Genomic DNA, 23297 nt, shown 5'->3' with positions numbered 1-23297 from the left:
GAACGAAGAGAATTCACCAACGGCCGGGTACGCGGTAAATCCCCGATGGGTATCCTGCGAGGACGGGGTAACCGAATTGAAAAGGGGGAAACGAAATGGACGATCCGCCCGTCTCGGAGGTCGGTGAGGAGGCTTCCGCGGATGTGAACGCGGAGGCGTCGGGGCCGGAGTCCGGCGAGGAGGAGCCCGGAACCGAGATCGGTGAGGAGGCGGGGACGGAGGACTGATCCCCGGCCGGAGTTTCGGCGGGCAGCGGTGGACCGGGCGGATGCCCACGGCACGCGGAACCGTTCGCGGGATCGTTCGACGCGCTCCGGACCGTGAGACAGGAGCGGGACGGGATCGTTCAACACGTGCACGGATCGCGGAGGGTGCGGCAGCCCGCGGTCTCCGCCCGGTCGGCCAGGGTGAGTTCAGCACGGACCGCCACTCACCCCCGAGCCCGCCCCGAGGACACCATGCCGCAGGACATCGACTTCCACCTCCCTTTTGAGCTGCGCACCAGCCCCGATATTGAAGGGGCGCGCGCACGCAGTCTGATCTGGGCCCGGCAGCAGGGCCTCGCGACCTCCCCGCTCGACGAGCGGCGGATCCACCAGTGGGACATCGCGAAGCTGATGGCCGAATGGGTGCCGTCAGCCGTGGGCCCCGGCCTGGATCTGACGGTGGACGCGGTCGTCGCATGCACCGTCTACGACGACCAGTTCGACGACCGCCGCCGGCACTCCGCCGAGGAACTGGACCGGGCCGTCGCCGATGTGCTCGGTGTGATGCGCCCCGGGGAGACCTGGCCCGAGCGGATTCCGGAAGCGCCGCTGTACCGCGCCTTCGCCCATGTGTGGTCGCGGCTGGCCTCAGGTGCCACGCCCGACTGGCAGCGGCGTACGGCCCGGCACTTCCGCTGGTTCATGGAGGCGGGCGCGGAGGAGTCGCGTGACCGGCCCGCGCGGAAGATGCTCGGCACCGAACAGTTCGTTCCGCTCCGCCGCAGGTCCGGTCTGGTGTACGCGATGATGGACCTCAGCGAGAAGGCATACGGATTTGAAACCTCCGCCCGGGCCCGGGAGATGCCCGAACTGTGCCGGATGCTGGACATCACCAGTGATTTCGTCACCACGGCCAATGATGTGCACTCCCTGGAGAAGGAGGAGTCACGGGGAGATCCGTACAACTACGTCCTCGTCGTCGAGCACGAGCTGGACTGCGGGCGTCGGGAGGCGCTGCGTACGATCACGGACCAGGTCGGGGACTGGTGCCGGGAGTTCGCCGGGATCGAGCAGCGGCTGCTCGGTGCCTGCCGGGCCCATGACCTGACCGGCGACGAGACCGAGGCCGTTCTCAGGTTCTGCGACTGCATGCGCTCGGCGATGGTCGGTTACGACGACTGGAGCCGCTCGACGCAGCGGTACGCCCGGCCCGTACCGCCCGGCGAGCCCGCCTATTCGAGCCTTCTCTAGCCTGTTCGAGCCTCCTCCGGCTCCGGGGCCCACCGCTTTCCGGGCTTTCCGGCCGCCTTCGAGCAGCTCTGGACCCGGCGCTTGCAGGCCGCCCTCAGCAGGCCGCCTTCAGGCGCCGGCTCCGTCCTCTCCGCCCGCTCCGGAGTCCGTCAGCCGCAGCGCCTCGTCGAGCAGCGTCTCCACGATCCGCGACTCCGGTACGGTCGCCACGACTTCGCCGCGTACGAAGATCTGGCCCTTGCCGTTGCCCGACGAGACACCGATGTCGGCCTCGCGCGCCTCGCCCGGACCATTGACCACACAGCCCATCACGGCCACCCGCAGCGGATGGGGAAAGCCCTCGAAGGCCGCCTGGACCTGCTCGGTGAGGCGGTACACATCGACCTGCGCGCGACCGCAGGACGGGCAGGAGACGATTTCCAGGCCGCGCTCGCGCAGGCCGAGGGATTCGAGGATGCTCAGACCGGCCTTCACCTCCTCCACCGGAGGCGCCGACAACGAGACCCGGATCGTGTCTCCGATCCCCTCGCTGAGCAACTGCGTGAAGGCGACAGCCGACTTGACGCTGCCCTGGAGCAGCGGGCCCGCCTCGGTGACGCCGAGATGCAGCGGATGGTCGCAGCGCCGGGCCAGCAGCCGGTACGCGGCCGCCATCGTGCGCGGATCGTGGTGCTTCACCGAGATCTTGAGATCGGTGAAGCCGTGCTCCTCGAACAGCGAGCACTCCCACAGCGCCGACTCCACCAGCGCCTCGGGGGTGGCCCTGCCGTGCTTGGCGAGCAGCCGCCGGTCCAGGGAACCGGCGTTGACGCCGATACGGATGGGAATCCCGGCGGCGTCCGCGGCCCGCGCGATATCGGCGACCTGGTCGTCGAAGCGCCTGATGTTGCCGGGGTTGACCCGTACGGCGGCGCAGCCCGCGTCGATCGCGGCGAAGACGTACCGCGGCTGGAAGTGGATGTCGGCGATCACCGGGATCCGTGACTTGGCCGCGATGGCGGGCAGCGCCCTGGCGTCGTCGCCCGACGGGACGGCGACCCGTACGATCTGGCAGCCCGCCGCCGTCAGCGCGGCGATCTGCTGGAGCGTGGCGTCCACGTCCGCGGTGACCGTGGTCGTCATGGACTGTACGGACACGGGGGCGCCGCCGCCCACTTGGACATCGCCCACCCGGACGGCGTGCGAGGGGCGTCGGGGCGGCTCGGACGGCTCGTACCGCCGCTCGGGCTCGTACCGCTGGTTCATGGCGGGTTCCTTTCCGGACTGCGGACTGCGGACTACGGGGTGCGGGGCGGCGGGGTGCGGGACGGCGAGGTGGGGATCGACGAGGTACGGAACCGCGGGGTGCGCAGCAGCCGCAGTACGTGCGCGGTGATGCCTGCCTCGTCGAGGCCGTAGTCGCCGAGGAGACCGGTACGGGAGCCCTGCGGGAGGAAGTCGCGCGGCAGCCCGAGAGCGCTCACAGGCGTACTGACACCGGCCTCGGCGCACGCCTGGGCGAGCGCCGCGCCCACTCCGCCCGTACGGCCGCCGTCCTCGACGCTCACCGCCAGCCGGTGGCGGGCGGCCAGCCGTACCAGGGCCGGGCGCACCGGCACGACCCAGCGCGGGTCGGCGACCGTGACCCCGACGTTCCGCCCGGCGAGCCCGCGCGCGGCGGCCACGGCCGGACCCGCCATCGCGCCGGCCCCCACCAGCAGTACGTCCGGTGGCAGTGGCGCGGCGCTGTGCAGGATGTCGAGGCCGTCGAAGCGCTCCACCGCCGGCAGGTCCTCGCCGGCGGCGGCCTTGGGCAGCCGCAGCGCCGTGGGCCCGTCGCCGATGGCGACCGCCTCGCGCAGCAGCTCGCGCACCCGGGCGCCGTCGCGCGGCGCGGCGATCCGCAGCCCGGGGACCGCGCCGAGCAGGGTGAGGTCCCACATGCCGTGGTGGCTCGGCCCGTCCGGGCCTGTGATGCCGGCCCGGTCCAGTACGAAGGTCACGGGCAGCCCGTGCAGGGCGACATCCATCAGCACCTGGTCGAAGGCCCGGTTGAGAAAGGTGGCGTACAGGGCGACGACCGGGTGGCGGCCGCCCAGCGCGAGCCCCGCCGCGGCGGTTACGGCGTGCTGCTCGGCGATCCCCACGTCGAAGATCCGCTCGGGGAACCGCTCGGCGAACGGCAACAGCCCGGTGGGCCTGAGCATGGACGCGGTGAGGGCGACCAGATCCTCGCGCTCGGCACCCAGCGCGGCGAGTTCGGCGGCGAAGACGGAGGTCCAGGTGGGTCCCGGGGGGCTCAGCGGGGCGGCGCTGAGCGGGTCGACGCGGCCCACGGCATGCAGACAGTCGGCCTCGTCGTCCTCGGCCGGGGAATAGCCCTTCCCCTTGACGGTGACCGTGTGCACCACCACCGGACGGTGCAGAGCACGGGCCTCGCGCAGAGCGCTCTCAACGGCCTCGATGTCATGGCCGTCGACCGGACCGAGATAGGCGAGACCGAGACCGGTGAAGACATCGCGGGTGCCGCGAGCGGGAGCCGGCGCGGGCTCGGACGACGCGGCCCGGTTTCTCAACTCGGCCAGATGAGCGCCGAGTCCGCCGCCCGTCGGTGCGTACGAACGGCCGTTGTCGTTCAGCACCGCGATCACCGGCAGCTCGGCCGCGCCCAGATTGTTGAGGGCCTCCCAGGCCATGCCGCCGGTCAGCGCGCCGTCCCCGATGACAGCCACGACCGGGTCACGGATGCCGCTCAGGGCGCGGGCCCTGGCGAGGCCGTCGGCATAGCCGAGGACGGTCGAGGCGTGGGAGTTCTCGATCCAGTCGTGCGCGGACTCGTCACGCCTGAGATAGCCGGAGAGGCCGCCGCGCTGCCGCAGCCGGCCGAAGTCCTGACGCCCCGTCAGAATCTTGTGCACATAGCCCTGGTGGCCGATGTCGAAGAGAACGGGCTCGCGGGGCGAGTCGAAGGCCCGGTGCAGGGCGATGGTCAGCTCCACCACGCCGAGGTTGGGACCGAGATGGCCGCCGGCCGCGCACACCTTCTCCACGAGGAACTCGCGTATCTCATGGGCCAGCGCGGGCAACGACCCGGACGGCAGGGCCCGTACATCGTCAGGTCCCTCGATCCGGGAGAGCAGGCTCGTCGTACTGGTGGTCATCGGTTCACCGTCCTCGGCGGGGCGAAACGCACATCTTCCACGGCGGTCTCCCGCTCCTCGACGTTGATCGGCCCGAGACCTGAGAGCGCGTTCAGCACGCCGTCGACCAGTGAGGGCGGTGCGGAGGCGCCCGCCGTCAGGCCCACGGTGGCGGCCCCGGCCAGATGCTCGGGGCGGATGTCCGCGACGCTGTCGACCAGTTCGGCGGGGCTGCCGTGGCGCTCCGCCAGTTCGGCCAGACGCACCGAGTTGGAGGAGTTGGCCGACCCCACGACAAGGACCACGTCGGCCTCGGCGGCGACCGCCTCCAGGGCACGCTGCCGGTTGGTGGTGGCGTAGCAGATGTCCTCGCTGCCCGGCCCGCGCAGATGGGGGAAGCGCTGCCGCAGGGCGGCGATGATGTCGGCGGTCTCGTCCATCGCGAGGGTGGTCTGGGTGAGGTACGAGACCCGGTACGGGTCGGGCACCCGCAGTGTCTCGGCGTCCCGTACGGACTCCACCAGCACCGTACGGCCGGGCGCCTCGCCCGCGGTGCCCTCGGTCTCCTCGTGCCCCGCGTGGCCGATCAGCAGGACCGTGTCGCCCCGCTCGGCGAACCGCCGCGCCTCGCTGTGCACCTTGGTGACCAGCGGACAGGTGGCATCGACGACATCCAGGCCCCGTTCCGCGGCCACCCGCCTGACCTGCGGGGAGACTCCGTGCGCGGAGAAGACCACGGTCGCCCCGTCCGGTACGGCGTCCAGCTCGTCCACGAACACGGCGCCGCGTTCCTCCAGTTCACGCACCACATGGGTGTTGTGGACGATCTGCTTGCGCACATGGACCGGCGTTCCGTTCGTACGGCGCTCCAGCAGCCGTTCCACCACCTCGATGGCGCGTTCCACGCCCGCGCAGAACGAGCGGGGGGCCGCGAGCAGCACCGTGCGCGGGCGGCACACCGAGCGCCAGGCGTCCAGAGCCGCGTGCAGTACGGGCAGCTCGGCGAGGTCGTCGGTGGCGGCCGCGAGCGCCATCGCCGGGGCGGATCCGGACGTACCGACGGTGACTTCGGTCCACACGCCCCGGCCTCCCCGGTGACCGCCGGAAGCCCCCGGACCGTCACCGGCGTTGTCCACGACGGTGAGCTCGGCCGTCCGCACCGGGAGGCCCTCCCCGGTCAGAGTGCCCGCGAGCAGAGGTGCTCCGCGACAGGGCACCAACAGGCCGCCGTGCAGCCGGAGCCGGTCGGCCACCAGCACACCGCCGCCCACGGGCCTGATCACATTCATCGGGTGGAGGTGCGGGACACCGTCGCGCACAGCCGCTTCACTCATCTGCCTCTTCCGTCCGTCGAACGAATACATTCCGGATTGACATCACCGCAGGCCGGCAGGCCCGGCTCAGTACTGACGTCTCGTCAGCAGATCTGCCAGCGCGCTCAGTTCATCGGCCGCCGCAGGCGCGGCCCGGGCCTGGCGCAGACAGGCGTGCGCCGCGGCACACCGCACGTCGGCCAGCTCGCGTGCCGCGTCGCGCCCGCCCGCCGCGGCGACCAGCTCCACGGCGCGTGCCAGCCGGGCGCCGTCCAGCGGCTCCCGGTCCGCGTAGAGCAGCCGCAGCTCGGCGCCCGCCGGGCAGTCCGAGGCCAGAGCGGCGACCACCGGCAGGGACTTCTTCCGGGCCGCCAGGTCCGCCCCCACCGGCTTGCCCAGGACCCCCGGGTCACCGAAGATCCCCAGCAGGTCGTCCACCGCCTGGAACGCGGTGCCCAGATGGCGCCCGAAGGCGGCCAGCCGCTCGGCCCCGGCCGGGTCGCCGCCCGCGGTCAGCGCCCCGAGCGCGCAGGCCGCGCCCATGAGCGCGCCCGTCTTGTCCGCCGCCATGGCCGCGCATTCCGCGGCGCCGACGTCGTCCCGCGTCTCGAAGGACACATCCGCGCCCTCGCCCTCGATCAGCGTGGTGACCGCAGCGGCCAGCACCCGGACCGCGGCCCCGTCCCGCCCGGCGGGCCCTTCGGCCAGCACCCGGAAGGCGAGGGAGAGCAGCGCGTCTCCCGTCAGCACCGCGGCGGGGACACCGAACTCCCGCCAGACCGTGGGCCGGTGACGCCGCGTCCCGTCCCGGTCGATCACATCGTCGTGCAGCAGCGAGAAGTTGTGGACCAGCTCCACCGCAACGGCCGCGTCGACGGCGTCCTCCGGCCTGCCGCCCACCGCCCGCGCACAGCCCAACGCGAGCGCCGGGCGCACCAGTTTGCCCACCGCGCCACCGCCGCGCAGCGCCCTCCCCGCACCGTCCCGCCAGCCGAAGTGGTACTCGGCCACGTGCCGGGTGTGCACCGGCAGATGCCCCACCCAGGACCGCAGCGGTGGTACGACCAGGCGCCGGGCCAGGGCCAGTTGGTCCTCGGCGGACCGCCGCCCGGCCTTCGTCGCGCCGGTCACATCCGTCATCTCCGCGCCCCCTCGGGGTCCCACCGCCGGCCTGTCGCCGTCCGGTCCAGGTCCATTAACCGGCGTCCGGAGGGGGGTGACGGGTCATATGGGACGGTGGGTGCGTGAACGCGTTGCACGCGCCTGTACAGACGCGGGACCACAGTGAACAATGCGACAGATCCACCTCCACGGACACTTGCCCCCATGAAGGAGATCGATGAGCAAATGCCGCGCAAAAGTCCCAATTCCCGGCTCGCGGCCCTGCTGACGGAGACGGGCATGAGCGGCGCGGAACTGGCCCGCGACGTCAACACGCTGGGCGCCGCGCAGGGCCGGACCCTCCGTTACGACCGGACGTCGGTGGCCCACTGGCTCAGCGGCTCCCGGCCGCGCCCGCCGGTGCCCGATCTGGTGGCCCAGGCGCTGAGCCGTCGTACCGCCCGTCTGGTCACGGCCGAGGACACCGGGCTCACCCAACCGGTGCCCGCCGCCCCGTGGTTCGCCCGTCTCGGCGCGGCCGGCCCCGATGCCCGGCTGGCCGTGCTCTGCCGCTCCGAGTCCGACCCCGGACGCCGTGGCCCGCTGCTGCGCTCGTCCTACGTACTGAGCGACCCCGTGCCGGCCGGCCGGACGCCACGGCCCTCCGACCGGGTGCCGCCGCGCTCCGCGCCGGCCACGGCCGGAGTCGGCGGGCGGACAGGCCCCTCGGCCACCGCCGCCACGGCGCAGACACTCGATGTCGTCGCCCGGCTGTTCACCTCGCTCTCCGGCGCGCACGGCGGCGGTCATGCCCGTACCGCCCTGGCCGCCTATCTCGCCGACGACGTGTGCGCCCTGCTGGCCGCGCCCGCCACCACCGCGGTCCACAGGGACCTGCTGGTCGGTACGGCGCGCCTGACCCACATCCTCGGCACCATGACCACTGACGCGGGCCACCACGGGCTGGCCCAGCGCTACTACCGGACCGCCATCGACCTCGCCCACGAGAGCGGCGAGAACACCACCGCCGCCATCACCCTGCGCGCCCTGAGCACCCAGGCGACGCTGCTCGGCCACCCGCACCACGCCCACCAGTTGGCCGAGGCCGCCATCGACACCGCGGGCCGTACCCCCGACCCCGCGGTACGTGCCTTCGTACACGCCCAGCGTGCCCTGACCCATGCCCATGAACACCGGCGCCGGGAGGCGCTCGCGGATCTCACCGCGGCGGAGAGCGCCCATGACCGGGCGTCAAGTCCGCCGGGCCCGTTCACCGCCTATCCGCGTGCGGGGCTCGACTATCTGAAGGCCGAGGTGCTTCTGGCGCTCAAGGAGCCCGAGCAGGCCCTGACCGCGCTGCGGGACGCGGTACGGCACCGTTCCGCGACCCAGCACAAGAGTTACGCCCTCACGCACGGGCTGCTTGCTGAAACCTTACTGCGCATCGGTCATCTGGAGGCCGCCTGCACCCACTGGAACCAGTTCCTCGACCACTACCCCCATCTGCGCTCCGCCCAGGCCCGCCAGGCCCTCGACCGTCTCTCCGGCGCCCTCGCCCCGCACGGCGCCCAGCGACAGGCGGCCGCGGTCCGCAAGCGGGCGGGGGCATTCCTGAAGGCGGGCGACGACATCTACTGAGCGACGCCCTGGAGCAGAGCGCGTCAAAGGCGGTGCCGGCGCCTCCGGCACCGCCTTTCCGCTGCGGCGGATCTGCCAAGGGGTTTTACGACGCGCCGATTTCGGCTTCGCAGGCGCGGATCAGCGCGAGGTGCGTGGCGACGACGGGACGCGCGGCCGCGGCTGCCGCCCGGACTTCGGCGTTCCCGCCGGTCTTGACCTCGGTGTCGATCAGGGCCAGCGCCTGGATGTGGCTGGTGGCCTGGTCGGCCAGCCAGGAGGGGTCGTACGCGTGTGTGCCCGCCTTGGCCTGTATGGCGGCGAGGTCTTCCTCCTGCGCCGTGGTGAGCCCGGCCGGGAGGGTGACGCCGAGTTTGGCCGCCAGCGCGATCACACCGGCATCGAGCTTTCTGTGGTCGCGCACGATGCGCGCGCCGACGCTTTTCACACAGGCCGCCCTGGCGTTCTTGCCCGCGTCCTCTCCTGCCGCGATCTCCGCCAGGTTCGCCTGGTGGATCGTCGTGAGAAAGGGCGCGTCGGTCGCGGCAGGGGTCTCGGCCGGGGCCGCCGCGAACGCGGACGGCGCCGGTATGGCGGATATGCCGGTCAGCGCCACGAGTATCGCGGCGGCGGCCATACGTCGTACAGCAGTCATCTGCGTCGCTCCCTTCGCCCGGTCCGGGGCACACGGAGATCGGCGTCGGACCGGTTTCTGAACGGGCACGCGAGTCGGTGTCCGGGTGATGATGCTTTCCCTCGCCACAGGGCGTGGTCACACAATCACTCTTTCCTCACACCAATGGCCGCCGCCCGCCGCGTTCCCCGGCCCCGGGCGGAGGCCAAGGCGGAGATGGAGTCAGTGACGGAGGCGGTGAAGGAGCCGGTCAGGACAAGGCGTTCAACGCGTTCACTCCGTCGTGGCGGTCACGGGGTGGTGCTGTCCGTGGTCGCCGCGCAGCCTGCGAGTACGGCCGTAGCGATCCAGCGATCCGCCGTCCACGGGAGGCTGACCATGACCAACGAGACACGGGCCGCGCCGGTCCTGCCGGCCGGCCTGGCCGCCGTCCCCGTCGCACCGGGCCGGCTCCCGGTCCTCGGCCACGCGCTGTCCCTGTGGCGGCACCCACTGGAATTCCTGCGGGGCCTGTCATCGGCCGGCGACCTCGTCCGGATCGACATCGGAACTCTCCCGGTCTGCTGCGTCACACGCGCCGACCTGGTCCACGGTCTCCTGGTCACCGAAGCACGCAGTTTCGAGAAGGGCCGGTTCTTCGACCGGCTCCGTCCGCTGGCCGGGGACGGTCTGGCGACCGCCTCCGCGGAAGTCCACCGCTCCCACCGCAGGCTTGTGCAGCCGAGCTTCCACCGTGACCGGATCGTGGACTACACGGCCATCATGTCCCGGCGGACAGCGGCCATGACCGAATCGTGGCAGCCGGGCCGGACCGTAGTGCTGGACGAGGTGTTGTGCGGTCTGGTCGCCGCCATCCTGGCCGAGGCCATGTTCTCCGCGCCGCTCGGCCGGCGGGCCGAACTCGCCGTACGCCGTGACGGCCCCGTCATCTTCGACAACCTGCTCGTCCGGACCCTGTTGCCGCGCTTCCTGGACCACGTCCCGGTCCCCGCGAACCGCAGGTTCAACGCCGCTTCCCGCCGTATGCGCACGGTCATCGACGAGGTGATCCGCGCCTACCGTGCCGACGGCCGCGATCACGGCGACCTGCTCTCCGGCCTGATGCTCGCGCGGGACGCCGACACGGGTCAGGCTCTCGACGACCGTGAGATCAGGGACGAACTCGTCACGATCCTGGTCGGCGGAATCGAGGGGACCGCGGCGACCCTCGCCTGGATCTTCCACGAACTCGGCCGGCTGCCCGAGGCGGCGAGGCGGGTCCGGGAGGAGGCCCGGGAGGTCGCGCGTTCCAGGCTCATCCGCCACCAGGACGTGGGGCGTCTCGAATACACCGGCCGCGTCGTCGACGAGGCGCTGCGCCTGCAAGGGGTGCCCTTCCTGACGCGCCGCGCCGTCGAGCCCGTGGAGATCGACGGTGTCCGCCTCCCGGCCGGGACGGAAATCGGGTTCAGCCTTCATGCCCTGCACCGGGACCCTCGGCTGTTTCCCGGTCCCGAGCGCTTCGACCCCGACCGCTGGCTGCCGGAACGGCGCGACTCCTGCCCCCGGCAGGCCTACATGCCGTTCGGGGCGGGCGGCCGCAAATGCGTCGGCGACGTGTTCGCCCGTACGGAGATGATCACTGTCGCCGCCACCGTCCTCGCCCACTGGGATGTCCGGCCCGTGCCCGGCCACACCGTCCGGGAGGTCACCTCGGCCGTCATCCGGCCCAACCGGTTGCCGGTGACGGTCGAGCCCGCCTGACCCGTATCCGGCGGAGGAAAGAAGGCCGGTCCCCATGCAGGACAACAACACCGTTTCCGCTGCCGACGCTTTTCCGAGCGAGGACCCGTCGCCCGGCAGGATCGAGTTCGACATCCCGTTTCCGCCGCGGATGAATCCGCACCTGGCGCGCGCGAACACCCAACTCATCTCCTGGCTCACGGACTTCGACCTGCTGCGCAGTCCGGAGGCCGCCGGGCATTTCCTGTCGTGGCGGCCCGCGGAACTGCCTGCCCGCTGGTATCCCGACGCGATGGCGGACGATCTCGAATTCGCCACCGACCTGCTGGGCTGGCTCATGCTTCTGGACGATCAATTCGACGGGGACGTGGGTCACCGGCCCGACGCGGTCACCCGGATCCTGGCCCCCCTGACCCGAGTGTTCGACCGGCCTCAGGGCGAGTGCCACGCTCCCCCTCCCGGTCCGGCGTCGGCCGCCAGGAACGCCCTGGCCGACCTGTGGGCCCGGGAACAGGCGGGGATGAGCGCCGCATGGAAGGAGCGGGCGGCCCGGAACTGGCGCGATTACCTGCTGTCCTTCGTCTCCGAGGCGGACAACCGCCGGAAGGGCCATGTCCCGGACACGGCCGAATACCTCGCGCTGAGAAACCGGACAGGCATCATGTACGTGCTGCTGGACGCGGCCGAGCGCATAGGCCGGTACGAGGTCCCCGAGCCGGTCTACCGCAGCGGGCCCTTCCAGGAGATGTACGGGTTGACCGTGCTGGTCGCCGGTATCGTCAACGACCTGCTGGGGCTGGAGAAGGAAGAAGCACTCGGCGATCCCCACAATCTCGTCCTCGTGCTCCAGCACCAGTGGTCCTGCACCCGCCCGGAAGCCCTGACCCGCGCCGTGGGCATGGTCCGGGAGTGGACCGATCGATTCCTGCGGCTGGAGGCGCGGATGCCCGGCGTCTGCGACCGGCTGGGCATCGCTCCCGCCGATCGCACCGACGGATACAAACTGATCGGGGACATGCGTGCCGCGATGCGCGCCAGCTACGACTGGTGCGCCGTCAGCAACCGCTACTCCGCGGAATCCATCGCCCTGCTGAGCGCTTCGGGCTGCCTCGACGACATCGTCACCGTCCCGCCCGCGCGATGACGCCCGGCCGGGAGCGGCGCCCGCGCGACATGGCCGCCCGGCTCGTCATCACCACCGGCCCGCCGGTCAGAAGCGGAGGTAGACGTTCTTGGGCTGGGTGTATTCAAGGAGTTCCTCGATGCCTTCCTCCCGGCCGACCCCCGAGTTCTTGACGCCGCCGAAGGCGGTGCCGGGCAGGTGCGCGGCGCTGGAGTTGACCCAGAGGTAACCGGTCCGCAGATCGCGGGCCGCCGCCATGGCGGTACGGAGGCTGGTCGTCCAGACCGCGGCGGTCAGCCCGTACGGCAGAGCGTTCGCCTGGGCGATGGCCTCGTCGTAGCTGTCGAACGGCGCCGCGACCAGCACCGGGCCGAAGATCTCCTCGCTGAACAGCGGGCCGGTCGCGCCCGAAGGGGCGGAGAAGAGCGTGGGCGGTACGAAGAAGCCCGGGCCGTCCGGGATCTTGCCGCCGGTAATCAGTTCCAGCGCGGGATCCGCCAGGCCCGCCCGGACATAACCGGTCACCTTGCGGTACTGGTTCGCCGAGGCCAGCGGCCCCATCTCCGTGTCGGACAGCCGCGGGTCGCCCATCCGTATCCGGTCCATCCGCCGGCCGACCTCGCCGACCACCCGGTCGTACACCGACCGGTGGACCAGCAGCCGTGACGTCGATCCGCAGGACTGGCCCTGCCAGGTGAAGTTCATTCCCCGTACGGCACTGTCGGCGGCCTCGTCCAGATCGGCGTCCGCGAAGACGATCAGCGGGTTCTTCCCGCCGAGCTCCAGCGTGACCTTCTTGACCGCGGCGCTCGCGGCCCTGGCCTGGATCCCGCGGCCGACCGTGTCGGAGCCGGTGAAGGCGATACGCGGCACATCCGGGTGGGTCACCAGCCGGTCCCCGGCCACCCCGCCCAGCCCGGTGACGACATTCAGCACACCGTCCGGCACGATGTCCGCCGCCAGTTCGCCCAGCCGCAGCGCCGACAGGGAGGTCGCCTCCGCCGGTTTCAGTACCACGGAGTTGCCGGCCAGCAGCGGGGCCGCGATCCGGGCCGCGGCGAACATCAGCGGATGGTTGAACGGTACGATCCGGCCCACCACCCCGAACGGATCCCGCAGCGTGAAGTCCATCGCGTTCCGGTCGGCCATCGGAATGGTCTCGCCGCGGAGTTGGAGCGCGAGGCCCGCGAAGTAGCGGAGCTGCGCCACCGCGATACGGACGTCGTTCCGCATCATCGTGACCGGGCTGCCGTAGTCCATGGTGTCGATCCAGGCCAGCTCCGTACCGTTCGCCTCGATCGCGTCGGCGAATTCGCGGAGCACGCGCGCACGGTCCGTGATGGACGTGGCCGCCCAGCCCGGCGCCGCCGTGCGCGCCGCGTCGACCGCGGCGTCCACATCGGTCGCGTCGCCCTGAGGGAAGCGGCCGATGGTGCTCGCGTCGGCCGGGTTCACCACATCGAGCGTCGCGCCCGAGGCGGCATCGGTGAGCCGGCCGCCGATCAGCATGCGCCAATGGCGGTCGGCGATCTCGTCGACGCCGGGGATCGTGTCCGTACCGGGGGCTTCGCCGCGTATTCCGGTGCTCATCGGCCGTTCCTCTCCCGCAGAAGGCAATTAACCCATTTTGCCCCTTTTTAGTACCCTGCCATTGGTGGGACGAACCGCAAGGGGATCCGCAGTCGCGCAAGGGAATCCACAGTGGACCTGTACGACGTCATCGTGGTGGGCGGGGGTACCGCGGGCTGTGTGCTGGCCGCGCGGCTGTCGGAGGACGCCGGTTCCCGCGTACTCCTGCTGGAGGCCGGCAGCCGAAGGCCGCTGGAGACCGCGCCGTCCACCTGGCCGGCGCTCCAGGGGACATCGGCGGACTGGGCCGGTGTCTCGGTGGCGCAGTCCGCGACCGGTACGAAGATCCCCTGGCCGCGCGGGCGTGGCCTCGGCGGATCCTCCGCCATCAACGGCATGTGCTTTCTCCGTGGCCACCGCTCCGGTTACGACGCGTGGCCCGCGGCCGGCGCCACCGGCTGGGGATTCGACGACCTGCTGCCGTACCTGAAGCGCAGCGAACACGCCGAGGGGCGCGATCCGGCCGTACGGGGCGTCGGCGGACCCCTGACCGTACGGCCCGCGGAATCCCGGCATCCGGTCGCATGGGCAGGGCTGGCGGCGGCGGCCGAGACCGGCTACCCGCTCGTGGCGGACATCAACAGCGGACTGGAGCGCGGCTTCGGCTGGGCGGATCTCAATATCGTCGGCGGCAGACGGCAGAGCGCCGCCGACGCCTATCTCGCGCCCGTGCTGCGCCGCCCCAACCTCCGGGTGGTGACGGAGGCGTCGGCCCATCGGGTCCTGGTGGAGGACGGGCGCTGTACGGGGGTGGAGTACGGCGTGGGCACCGAGGTGTTCCGGGCCGGGTGCCGGGGAGAAGTCGTCCTGACCGCGGGCACGGTGGGGTCGCCGCAGCTCCTGATGCAGTCGGGCATCGGGCCCCGGGACCATCTCCGCCAGATGGGGATCGAGGTCGTTCTGGACCTTCCCGGAGTGGGCGCGAATCTCCAGGACCATCCCCGGTCGACCGTTGTCTACGGCCCGGCGCGGCCGATACCGGCCGGGGTGAACAACCACGCGGAGGTGATCGGCCTGGTGCGCGGCGACCCCGCCCAGAACGCCGCCGCCGGCCGGGACGCGCCGGATGCCCCGGGCGCGGCGGACGTGCCGTACCTCCAGTTCCAGGTCATGGACATCCCGTACCACGCCCCCGCGCTGCCGCCCCGGCTGCCCGATCCCGGGCAGGGCATCTCCATCGCCTTCTCGGCGGTGGCGCCCCGCAGCCGCGGTTCCGTGCGGCTGGCCGGTGCCCGGCCGGGGACGCCGCCCCGGCTGGACCCGGACTACTACGGCGACCCCCGCGACCTGGACGCCATGGCCGCCGCACTGCGGATCGCCCGCGCGATCGGACGTGCCCAGGCCCTGGACACCTGGCGCGGCGAGGAGGTCCTGCCCGGGCCCAGGGTACGGGACGACGACGGCGACGCCGTGCGCGCGTATCTGTACGCGAGCCTGCGGACGTACTCGCACCAGGTGGGCACATGCAGGATCGGTACGGACGGGATGGCCGTCGTCGACACGGAGCTGAGGGTGCGCGGGATCGGCGGACTGCGGGTGGCCGACGCCTCGGTGATGCCGACGATCGTGTCCGCCAACACCGTGGCCACCGTCTACGCGATCGCCGAACGAGCCGCGGACCTCCTCCGGCGCACTCCGTAGCGGAACGCCGACCGAGCAGTGGAACGCCAACCGACGCTCCCGAGCACCGGCTGACGTTCCGCGGCCCGTCCGCCGTGTCTCAGCCTTCCAGCGCGCTCGCCACGACCCCCTTCGCCTCCTCCTGGACCCGCCCGAGATGGTCCGACCCGAGGAACGACTCCGCGTAGATCTTGTAGACGTCCTCCGTGCCCGAGGGGCGGGCCGCGAACCAGGCGTTCTCGGTGATCACCTTGATACCGCCGATCGGCGCCCCGTTGCCGGGCGCCTCGGTCAGCACCGAGGTGACCGGCTCGCCCGCGAGCGTGTCCGCCGTGACCTGCTCGGGGAGAGCCGGGCCAGCACCGACTTCTCCGCCGGGGTGGCGGGCGCGTCGATACGGGCGTACGCGGGCGCCCCGAACCGGCCGGTGAGCGTGGCGTAGTGCTCCGACGGCGTACGCCCGGTGACCGCGAGGATCTCCGAGGCCAGCAGCGCCAGGATGATGCCGTCCTTGTCGGTCGTCCACACCGAGCCGTCGCGCCGCAGGAAGGACGCCCCGGCCGACTCCTCCCCGCCGAAGCCCAGCGAGCCGTCGGACAGTCCGGCCACGAACCACTTGAAGCCGACGGGCACTTCGACCAGTTCGCGCCCGAGATCCGCGGCGACCCGGTCGATCATCCCGGACGACACCAGCGTCTTGCCGATGCCCGCCCCGGCCGGCCAGCGCTCGCGGTGTGCGTAGAGATAGGCGATGGCGGCGGCGAGATAGTGGTTGGGGTTCATCAGCCCGGCGTCCGGCGTGACGATGCCGTGCCGGTCGGCGTCCGCGTCGTTGCCGGTCGCGATCGCGTACTCGTCGCGCCGGTCGATCAGCGAGGCCATGGCGTACGGCGACGAGCAGTCCATCCGGATCTTCCCGTCCCAGTCCAGCGTCATGAACCGCCAGGTGGGGTCGGCCAGCGGATTGACCACCGTCAGATCGAGCCGGTGCTGCTCGGCGATACGGCCCCAGTACGCGACCGACGCCCCGCCCAGCGGGTCCGCGCCGATCCGTACCCCCGCGGAGCGCACCGCGTCCAGGTCCAGTACCGCCGGCAGATCCGTCACATAGGCGCCGAGGAGGTCGTACCGTCCGGTCGTCGGCGCATCCAGGGCACGGGCGTACGGGATTCTCCGTACGTCCTTGAGCCCGCCCGCGATGATCTCGTTGGCCCGGTCCTGGATCCAGCCGGTGGCCTCGGAACCGGCCGGGCCGCCGCTCGGCGGGTTGTACTTGAAACCGCCGTCCGCGGGCGGGTTGTGGGACGGCGTGACCACCACACCGTCGGCGAGCCCCGAGGCGCGGCCGCGGTTGTGGGCGAGGACTGCGTGCGACACAGCCGGGGTGGGGGTGTAGCCGTCCGCGCTGTCGATGAGGACGGTCACCTCGTTGGCGGCGAAGACCTCGATGGCGGTCACCCGGGCCGGCTCGGACAGCGCGTGGGTGTCGGCGCCCAGGAAGAGCGGGCCCGTGGTGCCCTGTCCGGCGCGGTATTCGCAGATCGCCTGGCTGGTCGCGGCGATGTGGTCCTCGTTGAACGCGGTGGCGAGGGACGATCCGCGGTGTCCGGAGGTGCCGAACGCCACGCGCTGGGCCGGCTCGGCCGGGTCCGGGCGCAGTGCGTAGTACGCGGTCACCAGCCGGGCGACATCGATGAGATCCTCCGGCCGGGCCGGCTGTCCCGCTCGTTCGTGCGGCATCTGCCCACTCCTCCAGGTCGGTTGCTGCGATCGGTTCCCCGGCCCATTTTCCCGGGCCGCCGGAGCGCGCCGCGAGCGCCCCGCCGTACCGGGCGGAGCGCCGCCGTCGCGAAGGGGCGGTGCCACCGGCCGGTGAGCCGGTGGCACCGCCCCTGGCGGCGTTGCGGTGTCTGCATCAGCAACCGAGATTGCCGCCCGGCGCCACTCCGAGGATCCCGGTGAAACTCGTGTAGCGGTCGATCCGGCTCTGCACCTGGGCGGGGTTTCCGCCATTGCATTCGATGCTGCCGTTGATACTGCGAATGGTCTCGCCGAAACCCGCGCCGTTCACCATGGCATTGTGCGGGGTCATGGTGCCGGGACCGCTCTGGGTGTTCCAGTACCAGAGTCCGGTCTTCCATGCCACGGCCGAGTCGTTCTGCACGAGATCTGGATTGTTCAGCAGATCGATGCCCAGCGCGTCGCCCGCGGCCTTGTAGTTGAAGTTCCAGCTCAACTGAATCGGGCCGCGGCCGTAGTACTTGGCCACTCCCGCCGGGCAGCCGTAGGGCTGCGAAGCATCGCAGTAGTGCGGGTAATTCGCCGTGTTCTGTTCCACCACATGGACCAGACCGCCGGTTTCGTGGCTGACATTCGCCAGGAACGCAGCGGCCTCCTGCTTCCGTACGGTGTCGCTTCCCGTCCCGGCGAATCCGGGATAGGCGCTCAGCGCCGCGGTCAGTCCGCCGTACGTGTAGAAGGGATTCCGGTTCGGGAACATCTGGTTGAACTGGGCCTCGCTGACGATGAAATCAGCGGCCTGTGCCGTGCCGGTCACCGAGGACGGTGCGAGGGAGACCAGCGAGAGCGCGGCGGCCGAAGCGGTCGCGGTGATCAGCACGCGCGTGCGTGTACGCATCGGGTCCCCTCCCTCAGCCGCCAATGTTGACATCGACGCACGCGTAGAACGCGTTGACGGTGTCCGCGATGTTCCAGACGGCGAGGACCTTCTGCCGGCCGGTGATGCCGCCGAAATTCACCTGGTGGCTCACGGTCGCACCGGGCTGGGCCCCGTTGTCGTTGAATTCGGCGACCCGCTGTCCGCCGACGAAGTACTTCCAGGTGCTGGTGGAATGACGTGCCGTCAGCTTCCAGTTGAAGGTGGTGGTGCTGCCGACCGGGGTGACGGCCCAGCCCTTGGAGTCGTCGTCGAGTTCGGCGAAGCGTGAGTTTCCGCCGCTGCAACTGGTCAGCCCCTTGGGGCCTTCCACGCTCTGCGGTTCGTATTTGATGTCACCGCAGCCGACGGTTCCGGCGGCACACTGGGCCTGCCTGCTGGGCGGCGAGGAAATATATCCATGAGCGCTCGCCGAACCGGTGGGAAGGCTTATGGCGAGAACCGGAGCGAGGGCGGCGCCGAGCGCTGCCGCCATTTTCCTTTTCGGGTGCATGCGTTCTCCTTCACATCAGGTCTTCCTGCGTGATATCCGGACCGTGGGGGATCCCGATACGGCAGGTCGGCCTCTCGAGTGTGGGGGCCAAGAGGCGCGAAGGGCGGTGGTGGATTCCTGGGCGCCGGACGCCGCCAGGGGCGTTGCGACCGGAAAGGTCTCGACCACTTGGACTAGACCATACCGGCCGACGTGTCCTCGTCAAGGGCCTTGCGGCAAAGGCCAGTTGGGGCCGGTGGGCGAGGAGAGGGCGCGGGTGCGGGCCGCGCTCCGGCCGGCGTCCGTCTCGTAACACCTGTCACAGGCCTGTCACAGGGCCGTCCCGACGCCGTCCCGAGCAGGGCTCCGAGGGGGGCTCCCGGCGTGCCCCGGCGTCGGCTCCGGGGCCGGTCCGAGGCCGGATCACGGGCGTTCCCGGGCTGATTCGAGCCGTCGAAATGTCCGGAGCGGCCCTCCGCGTGGGCAGTTGACGCGGTGATCCACCGCGTCAATCATGCTGCTCAGGTCGCACTTACGGCAGGGTCAGAGGCACTCGCAGCCGTAACGCCTGAGGTCACGGGGGAGAGTCACGACGGTCGCGGAGGCATGCCTCCGTCCGCCGCCGGGACTTCACGCCCTCATGGAACGAACCGAAAGAGAAACATGCGATATCGCACCCGAGTGACGGCACCGGCCGCCGCGCTCCTCGGCACCACAGCAGCTCTCGCCCTCTCCCCGGCCGCTTCGGCCGCGGCGCGGACACGGACCACCGAAGGGCAGGACGCCAGAGGCCTGAGAACGGGCGGAACCCCCGGCGGCGACAGCCTGGGCGACCCCGTCTATCCGGTGCTCGGCAACACGGGCTACCGCGTCTCCGCCTACCTCCTCGACTTCACCTACCACGCCGACACCCGGCTGGTCGACGCGAGCGTCACGGTCACCGCGTACGCCAAGCAGGATCTCTCCCTCTTCTCCCTCGACGCGGTCGGCTTCGTGGTCCACGGGGTCCGCGTGGACGGTCGCGAGGCGGCCTTCGAACAGCGGCCCGAGAAGCTGGTCGTCACCCCGCCGGCCCGTCTGGCGGACCGCGCCAGGTTCACCGTGCGGGTCGACTACACCGCCGACCCCCGCAAGCTCGCGTTTCCGTACAACGGCTGGGTGCCCACGCCCGACGGCTTCGCGGTGGCCGGGCAGCCGGATCTCGCGCGTACGGTCTTCCCCTGCAACGACCACCCCAGCGACAAGGCCGACTTCACCTTCCGTATCACCGCGCCCGAGGCGCTGACGGCCGTCGCGACCGGTTCGCTGGTCTCCACCAGGACCGCGAACGGCACCACCACGGTCACGTACCACTCGCGCGAGCCCCTCGCGACCGAGCTGATCCAGGTCACCGTGGGCGACTACAAGGTGATCGAGCGGCCCGGCCCGAGCGGGCTGCGGGTGCGCGACGTCGTACCGACCGCACGGGCCGCGGCACTTGAGCCCGCGCTCTCCCTGACCCCCAACCAGATCGTCTGGCTGGAGCGGCGGCTGGGCCGCTTCCCCCTGGAGGCGTACGGCATCCTCCCGGCCAACACCGACGATCCCAACGCCTTCGACTTCACCGGTCTGGAGACCCAGACCCTCACCATCTACAAGCCGAACTACCTTCTCCAGGCGGAGAACCTGATCGGCTCGCACATGATGCACGAGCTGGTCCACACCTGGTTCGGCAATCTCGTCTCGCCCGCCACCTGGGCCGACCTCTGGCTCAACGAGGGGCACGCGGACTACTACGGGCTGCTGTACCGGTACGAGCGCGGCTGGCCCGACTCGATCGGCCTGACCAGCATGGAAGCCCGTATGAAGGACGTCTACTCGCGGGGCGACCAGTGGCGCCAGGACGCGGGTCCGGTCGCGTCGCCGACGGCGGCCACCCTCTTCCACAGCCAGCGCTACACCGGCGGTGTGCTGGTGCTGTACGCGCTGTGGACGCTGGTCGGCGAGGAGGTCTTCAGCCGTATCGAGCACACCTTCCTCGACCGGTACCGCAACAGCCACGCGTCCACCAAGCAGTACATCGCGGTGGCCTCCGAGGTGTCGGGGCAGGACCTGACCGGCTTCCTCACCGACTGGCTGTACGGCACGAAGACGCCCAGGATGCCCGGCCACCCGGACTGGACCGTCACCCCGCCCACGGGCTCCACCGCCCGCCGTCAGCTCCTCCCCGCCCCGAAGGACCAGGGCAGCGCGACGCTTTCGTAGCGTACGGTCGCCGGGGGCCCGGACACCGTCCGGGTCCCCGGCGCAGTAAGTCATCGGACACGTACCAGTGCCGCTCGCATACGCCCTAGTACAGCGAGCGCGCCCCGACGTGGTGGTGGCCGGCCGCGACCGATTCGAGGACCGGCCGCCAGTCGTCGAGGATCCCCGCGTCAAGACCGACGGCCCTGCCCTCCTCGTCGGCCCGGCGCAGCCGTACCGCGTCCTCGGCCATCGGGTCCAGCGCGAACGCCTCCGCCTCCGCCCGGGTCATCGGCCCGCCCTGGCGCAGCAGGGTCCGCGCGCTGTGCTCGGGGAGCGTGTGCCACGGCTCCATCGCGGCCAGATACCGCTTCGCGGGCACATGGAGCTGTACGAGCCTGGCCACCCGGTGGCCGAGCAGCGGGCGTACGGCGTCGGCGGCCCGGCCGGCGTGCCCCACGTCGTCACCGGGCAGCAGGAGATGGCCCAGATCGTGGACCAGACCCGCGATCTGGAGTTCCTTGTCGGCGGGATGGCGGCGGCGCAGCAGGGCGGCTGTCTGAAGCGCGTGCTCATGGAGATCGACGGAATCGGCTCCGCCGCCCGGGAAGTCCCGGACGCCCCGGCACGCGTGGAGGAGATCCATCAGCTCGTCGACCGAGTTCGCAGCCATGGTGGCCCTTTCCCGTTCTGAAACGTCCGCCGTCGCCAACTGCCCCCGCCCTGCCGAGGAGATCACGAAGGGGTGAACGGGCCGCCGGACGGAGCGTTGAACACGTGGCGAACAAAAACCGTCGGCCCGTGGCCTGCACGGCGGCGTGGGGCGCCGGAAAAATGGAGCACTCTTTGTTCAGCGTTCCACTGTGCGGCGACGCGGCGTACGGCACGCTGGAAGCATGAACGCTGCCAGACATGCCGGCGAACGGCTGATGACCTGGCCGGGTCTCAGCGGTGGCCGGGCTTATTGCGGCACAGATTCCTGCGTACGCGCGGGAACACGGGACATCGTGCACTTCCACGGCGAAAACGAAGCCGATGTGCACCTCACCCACGCCATGATCGCCAAGCTCCGCCCCGCGCTCAAGAGGTCCACCGCACTCCGGTTGCGGGCGGGTTGCGGCTGGGTGACCGTACGGCTCGACACCGGCGCCGACATCGACCTGCTGGCCACTCTCGTCAGCGCGGCGCTGCTGGCCGCGGGGGCGCTGCCCGAGGAGGACGGCACGGAGGCCCTGAGCGATCCGTGCACCCGGCAGCGCGCGCTCTCCTCGTCGCACTGACGGCCGTTCCGCGCCGCCGCTGTTCCGTACCGACGCGGATGCGGGATCTGCGGATGCGGGATCGCCGGGCAGCGGTGAAGGTGGACATGAGTCCGTTCCGAGCGAGGAGCCGAACATGTCGATGCTCGACAAACTGAAGGGCCTCATCAAGGGGCATGAGGGCGCGGTCCGCCAGGGGGTGGAGAAGGCCGGCGACGCGGTCGACCGGAAGACGGGGAACAAGTACCAGTCACAGGTCGACACCGCGCAGAAGAAGATCAATGAGCGGCTCGGCACCGACAAGCCGCCGTCGTCAGACCCCCGGCCGCCCAACTCCTGACGCCCCTCGGCCGCCCAACTCCTGACGCACCGTCGACTTCCGTGACCGCCAACTGCTTCTACGCGTCCTTCTTGTAACGGCACGGCCTCTTGTGACGGCCGTTCATGACGCGTCCCGCGCGCCGTCCGTCCCCGGCCGTTCCCTCGGCCGTTCGAGAGCCGCCCGTACCATCGCCGCGGCGAAGACGGCGGGATCGGTGTGACCGGTCAGCCGGGCCAGCGCCCTGGGCTCGTCGGGGAGCCCGCGCTTGCGTGCTCCCTGGAGGGCCTTCTTGTCCAGATACGGGGCGACCTCCGGCCAGACCCCCTGGACCTCGCGCAGAAAGATGTCCACGCCGACCGGGCCGAGTCCCGGAACCTGCCGCAGCAGTGAGCGCAGTCTGTCGATGTTCCCGCCCGCCTCGGCACGGAGGCGGCGCAGATCGCCGTGGTATTTGTCGAGCAGCAGCTCGGCGCCGGCGCCGAGCTGGGCCGAGGTGCGCTCGTCGTAACGCCGGTAACCGCCCCGGCCCAGCGCGTCCACCCGCTCCTGCCAGGTGGCGTCCGCCATCCGCCGCGCGTCGCGGAACCCCGCCCCGGTGAGGGCGCGGGAACTGGCGACCGCGGTGTCGCTGCGGATCCGCGCGCTCAACAGGCAGGACAGCACCAGCAGTTGATAGAGCGGCTGAGGTGTGTCGCGGAGCTGGATGTGCGCCTGGTCGGCGTAGGTACGGCCATGGGTGGCGAGCAGTTTCCGTACGGTCTCGCGATCGCTGGTGTCCGGCACGACGCGCCTCCTCCGTGCGGCGGATGTCGCGGGTACCCGCCCGGCGCCGCCCGGTCCCCGCCGGGTGTGTCCCGCATCTCCATTGTGACTCCGGGCGCTGCCGGTCGCATCGTCCAGAACACCGCGACAGTGCACGACGGCGACGCCGGGCCCGTTCGAACATTGAACCGGAAGCGCTTTCTGTCCGTGTCCTTCTATGTCATGGGCACGACTAACGTCGTCACGA

The 23297-nt window shown here is 71.2% G+C and carries 19 protein-coding genes and 1 pseudogene; 9 read left to right on the top strand and 11 right to left on the bottom strand.

Features of this window, described 5'->3' with window-relative positions; genetic code table 11:
• Nucleotides 1-95: 95 nt before the first annotated feature.
• Nucleotides 96-227, top strand: a complete 132-nt coding sequence (locus KQY30_RS37075; protein WP_302185298.1) for a hypothetical protein — start codon at nucleotides 96-98, stop codon at nucleotides 225-227.
• Between the two features lie 231 nt (nucleotides 228-458).
• Nucleotides 459-1457, top strand: a complete 999-nt coding sequence (locus KQY30_RS03365) for a hypothetical protein (protein WP_217305482.1) — start codon at nucleotides 459-461, stop codon at nucleotides 1455-1457.
• Between the two features lie 108 nt (nucleotides 1458-1565).
• On the opposite strand, the gene ispG is transcribed toward KQY30_RS03365, so the two are convergent.
• The 4 genes from ispG to KQY30_RS03345 form a co-directional block, all read right to left on the bottom strand.
• Nucleotides 1566-2702: a flavodoxin-dependent (E)-4-hydroxy-3-methylbut-2-enyl-diphosphate synthase gene (gene ispG / locus KQY30_RS03360; protein WP_217305481.1), complete on the bottom strand. Its 1137-nt coding sequence runs from the start codon at nucleotides 2700-2702 to the stop codon at nucleotides 1566-1568.
• A gap of 32 nt (nucleotides 2703-2734) precedes the next feature.
• Nucleotides 2735-4597: a 1-deoxy-D-xylulose-5-phosphate synthase gene (locus KQY30_RS03355; protein ID WP_217305480.1), complete on the bottom strand. Its 1863-nt coding sequence runs from the start codon at nucleotides 4595-4597 to the stop codon at nucleotides 2735-2737.
• Nucleotides 4594-5910: a 4-hydroxy-3-methylbut-2-enyl diphosphate reductase gene (gene ispH / locus KQY30_RS03350; RefSeq protein ID WP_254406919.1), complete on the bottom strand. Its 1317-nt coding sequence runs from the start codon at nucleotides 5908-5910 to the stop codon at nucleotides 4594-4596. Before ispH ends, KQY30_RS03355 begins: the two co-directional genes overlap by 4 nt.
• Before the next feature lie 66 nt (nucleotides 5911-5976).
• Nucleotides 5977-7029 (bottom strand): polyprenyl synthetase family protein, encoded by a 1053-nt coding sequence (locus KQY30_RS03345; protein WP_217305479.1) that lies wholly within the window; start codon nucleotides 7027-7029, stop codon nucleotides 5977-5979.
• Nucleotides 7030-7215: 186 nt separating this feature from the next.
• On the opposite strand from KQY30_RS03345, the gene KQY30_RS03340 reads away from it, so the two are divergent.
• Nucleotides 7216-8628, top strand: a complete 1413-nt coding sequence (locus KQY30_RS03340) for a hypothetical protein (protein WP_217305478.1) — start codon at nucleotides 7216-7218, stop codon at nucleotides 8626-8628.
• A gap of 85 nt (nucleotides 8629-8713) precedes the next feature.
• On the opposite strand, the gene KQY30_RS03335 is transcribed toward KQY30_RS03340, so the two are convergent.
• A complete protein-coding gene (locus tag KQY30_RS03335; protein ID WP_254406918.1) occupies nucleotides 8714-9262 on the bottom strand; it encodes a DUF4142 domain-containing protein in 549 nt (182 codons plus the stop codon).
• 357 nt (nucleotides 9263-9619) lie between these two features.
• Between KQY30_RS03335 and KQY30_RS03330 the strand changes: the two genes are divergently transcribed.
• Entirely contained in the window at nucleotides 9620-10984 is a 1365-nt protein-coding gene (locus KQY30_RS03330) for a cytochrome P450 (protein ID WP_217305477.1), read from the top strand.
• Between the two features lie 34 nt (nucleotides 10985-11018).
• On the top strand, nucleotides 11019-12107 hold the full coding sequence (locus tag KQY30_RS03325; RefSeq protein ID WP_217305476.1) for a pentalenene synthase: 1089 nt from the start codon (nucleotides 11019-11021) through the stop codon (nucleotides 12105-12107).
• Nucleotides 12108-12173: 66 nt separating this feature from the next.
• Here the strand turns inward: KQY30_RS03325 and KQY30_RS03320 are convergent, their stop codons facing one another.
• Nucleotides 12174-13676, bottom strand: coding sequence for an aldehyde dehydrogenase family protein (locus KQY30_RS03320; RefSeq protein WP_217305475.1), 1503 nt, complete (start codon nucleotides 13674-13676; stop codon nucleotides 12174-12176).
• Between the two features lie 111 nt (nucleotides 13677-13787).
• On the opposite strand from KQY30_RS03320, the gene KQY30_RS03315 reads away from it, so the two are divergent.
• Nucleotides 13788-15356 (top strand): GMC family oxidoreductase, encoded by a 1569-nt coding sequence (locus tag KQY30_RS03315; protein WP_217305474.1) that lies wholly within the window; start codon nucleotides 13788-13790, stop codon nucleotides 15354-15356.
• Between the two features lie 79 nt (nucleotides 15357-15435).
• Here the strand turns inward: KQY30_RS03315 and pgm are convergent.
• The 3 genes and pseudogenes from pgm to KQY30_RS03300 all read right to left on the bottom strand — a co-directional run bounded on the left by pgm (nucleotide 15436) and on the right by KQY30_RS03300 (nucleotide 18505).
• Nucleotides 15436-17075 (bottom strand): annotated as a pseudogene (gene pgm / locus KQY30_RS03310) (phosphoglucomutase (alpha-D-glucose-1,6-bisphosphate-dependent)).
• Nucleotides 17076-17250: 175 nt separating this feature from the next.
• Nucleotides 17251-17973: a chitinase gene (locus KQY30_RS03305; RefSeq protein WP_217305473.1), complete on the bottom strand. Its 723-nt coding sequence runs from the start codon at nucleotides 17971-17973 to the stop codon at nucleotides 17251-17253.
• Nucleotides 17974-17986: 13 nt separating this feature from the next.
• Entirely contained in the window at nucleotides 17987-18505 is a 519-nt protein-coding gene (locus KQY30_RS03300) for a lytic polysaccharide monooxygenase auxiliary activity family 9 protein (protein ID WP_217305472.1), read from the bottom strand.
• Between the two features lie 642 nt (nucleotides 18506-19147).
• On the opposite strand from KQY30_RS03300, the gene KQY30_RS03295 reads away from it, so the two are divergent.
• Nucleotides 19148-20728: a M1 family metallopeptidase gene (locus KQY30_RS03295; protein WP_217305471.1), complete on the top strand. Its 1581-nt coding sequence runs from the start codon at nucleotides 19148-19150 to the stop codon at nucleotides 20726-20728.
• Between the two features lie 85 nt (nucleotides 20729-20813).
• Here the strand turns inward: KQY30_RS03295 and KQY30_RS03290 are convergent, their stop codons facing one another.
• On the bottom strand, nucleotides 20814-21380 hold the full coding sequence (locus tag KQY30_RS03290) for an inositol oxygenase family protein (RefSeq protein ID WP_217305470.1): 567 nt from the start codon (nucleotides 21378-21380) through the stop codon (nucleotides 20814-20816).
• 223 nt (nucleotides 21381-21603) lie between these two features.
• On the opposite strand from KQY30_RS03290, the gene KQY30_RS03285 reads away from it, so the two are divergent.
• Nucleotides 21604-21987: a luciferase family protein gene (locus KQY30_RS03285; protein ID WP_254406917.1), complete on the top strand. Its 384-nt coding sequence runs from the start codon at nucleotides 21604-21606 to the stop codon at nucleotides 21985-21987.
• A gap of 115 nt (nucleotides 21988-22102) precedes the next feature.
• Nucleotides 22103-22306: an antitoxin gene (locus KQY30_RS03280; RefSeq protein ID WP_046502075.1), complete on the top strand. Its 204-nt coding sequence runs from the start codon at nucleotides 22103-22105 to the stop codon at nucleotides 22304-22306.
• Nucleotides 22307-22408: 102 nt separating this feature from the next.
• On the opposite strand, the gene KQY30_RS03275 is transcribed toward KQY30_RS03280, so the two are convergent.
• Nucleotides 22409-23071, bottom strand: a complete 663-nt coding sequence (locus KQY30_RS03275; RefSeq protein WP_217305469.1) for an endonuclease — start codon at nucleotides 23069-23071, stop codon at nucleotides 22409-22411.
• Between the last annotated feature and the right edge of the window lie 226 nt (nucleotides 23072-23297).

The sequence above is a fragment of the Streptomyces sp. GMY02 genome, from assembly GCF_019056675.1.
GTDB classification, from domain to species: domain Bacteria; phylum Actinomycetota; class Actinomycetes; order Streptomycetales; family Streptomycetaceae; genus Streptomyces; species Streptomyces odonnellii.
The sequence above is the reverse complement of the archived record's forward strand: the minus strand, read 5'-3'. Positions and strand labels throughout refer to the sequence as shown.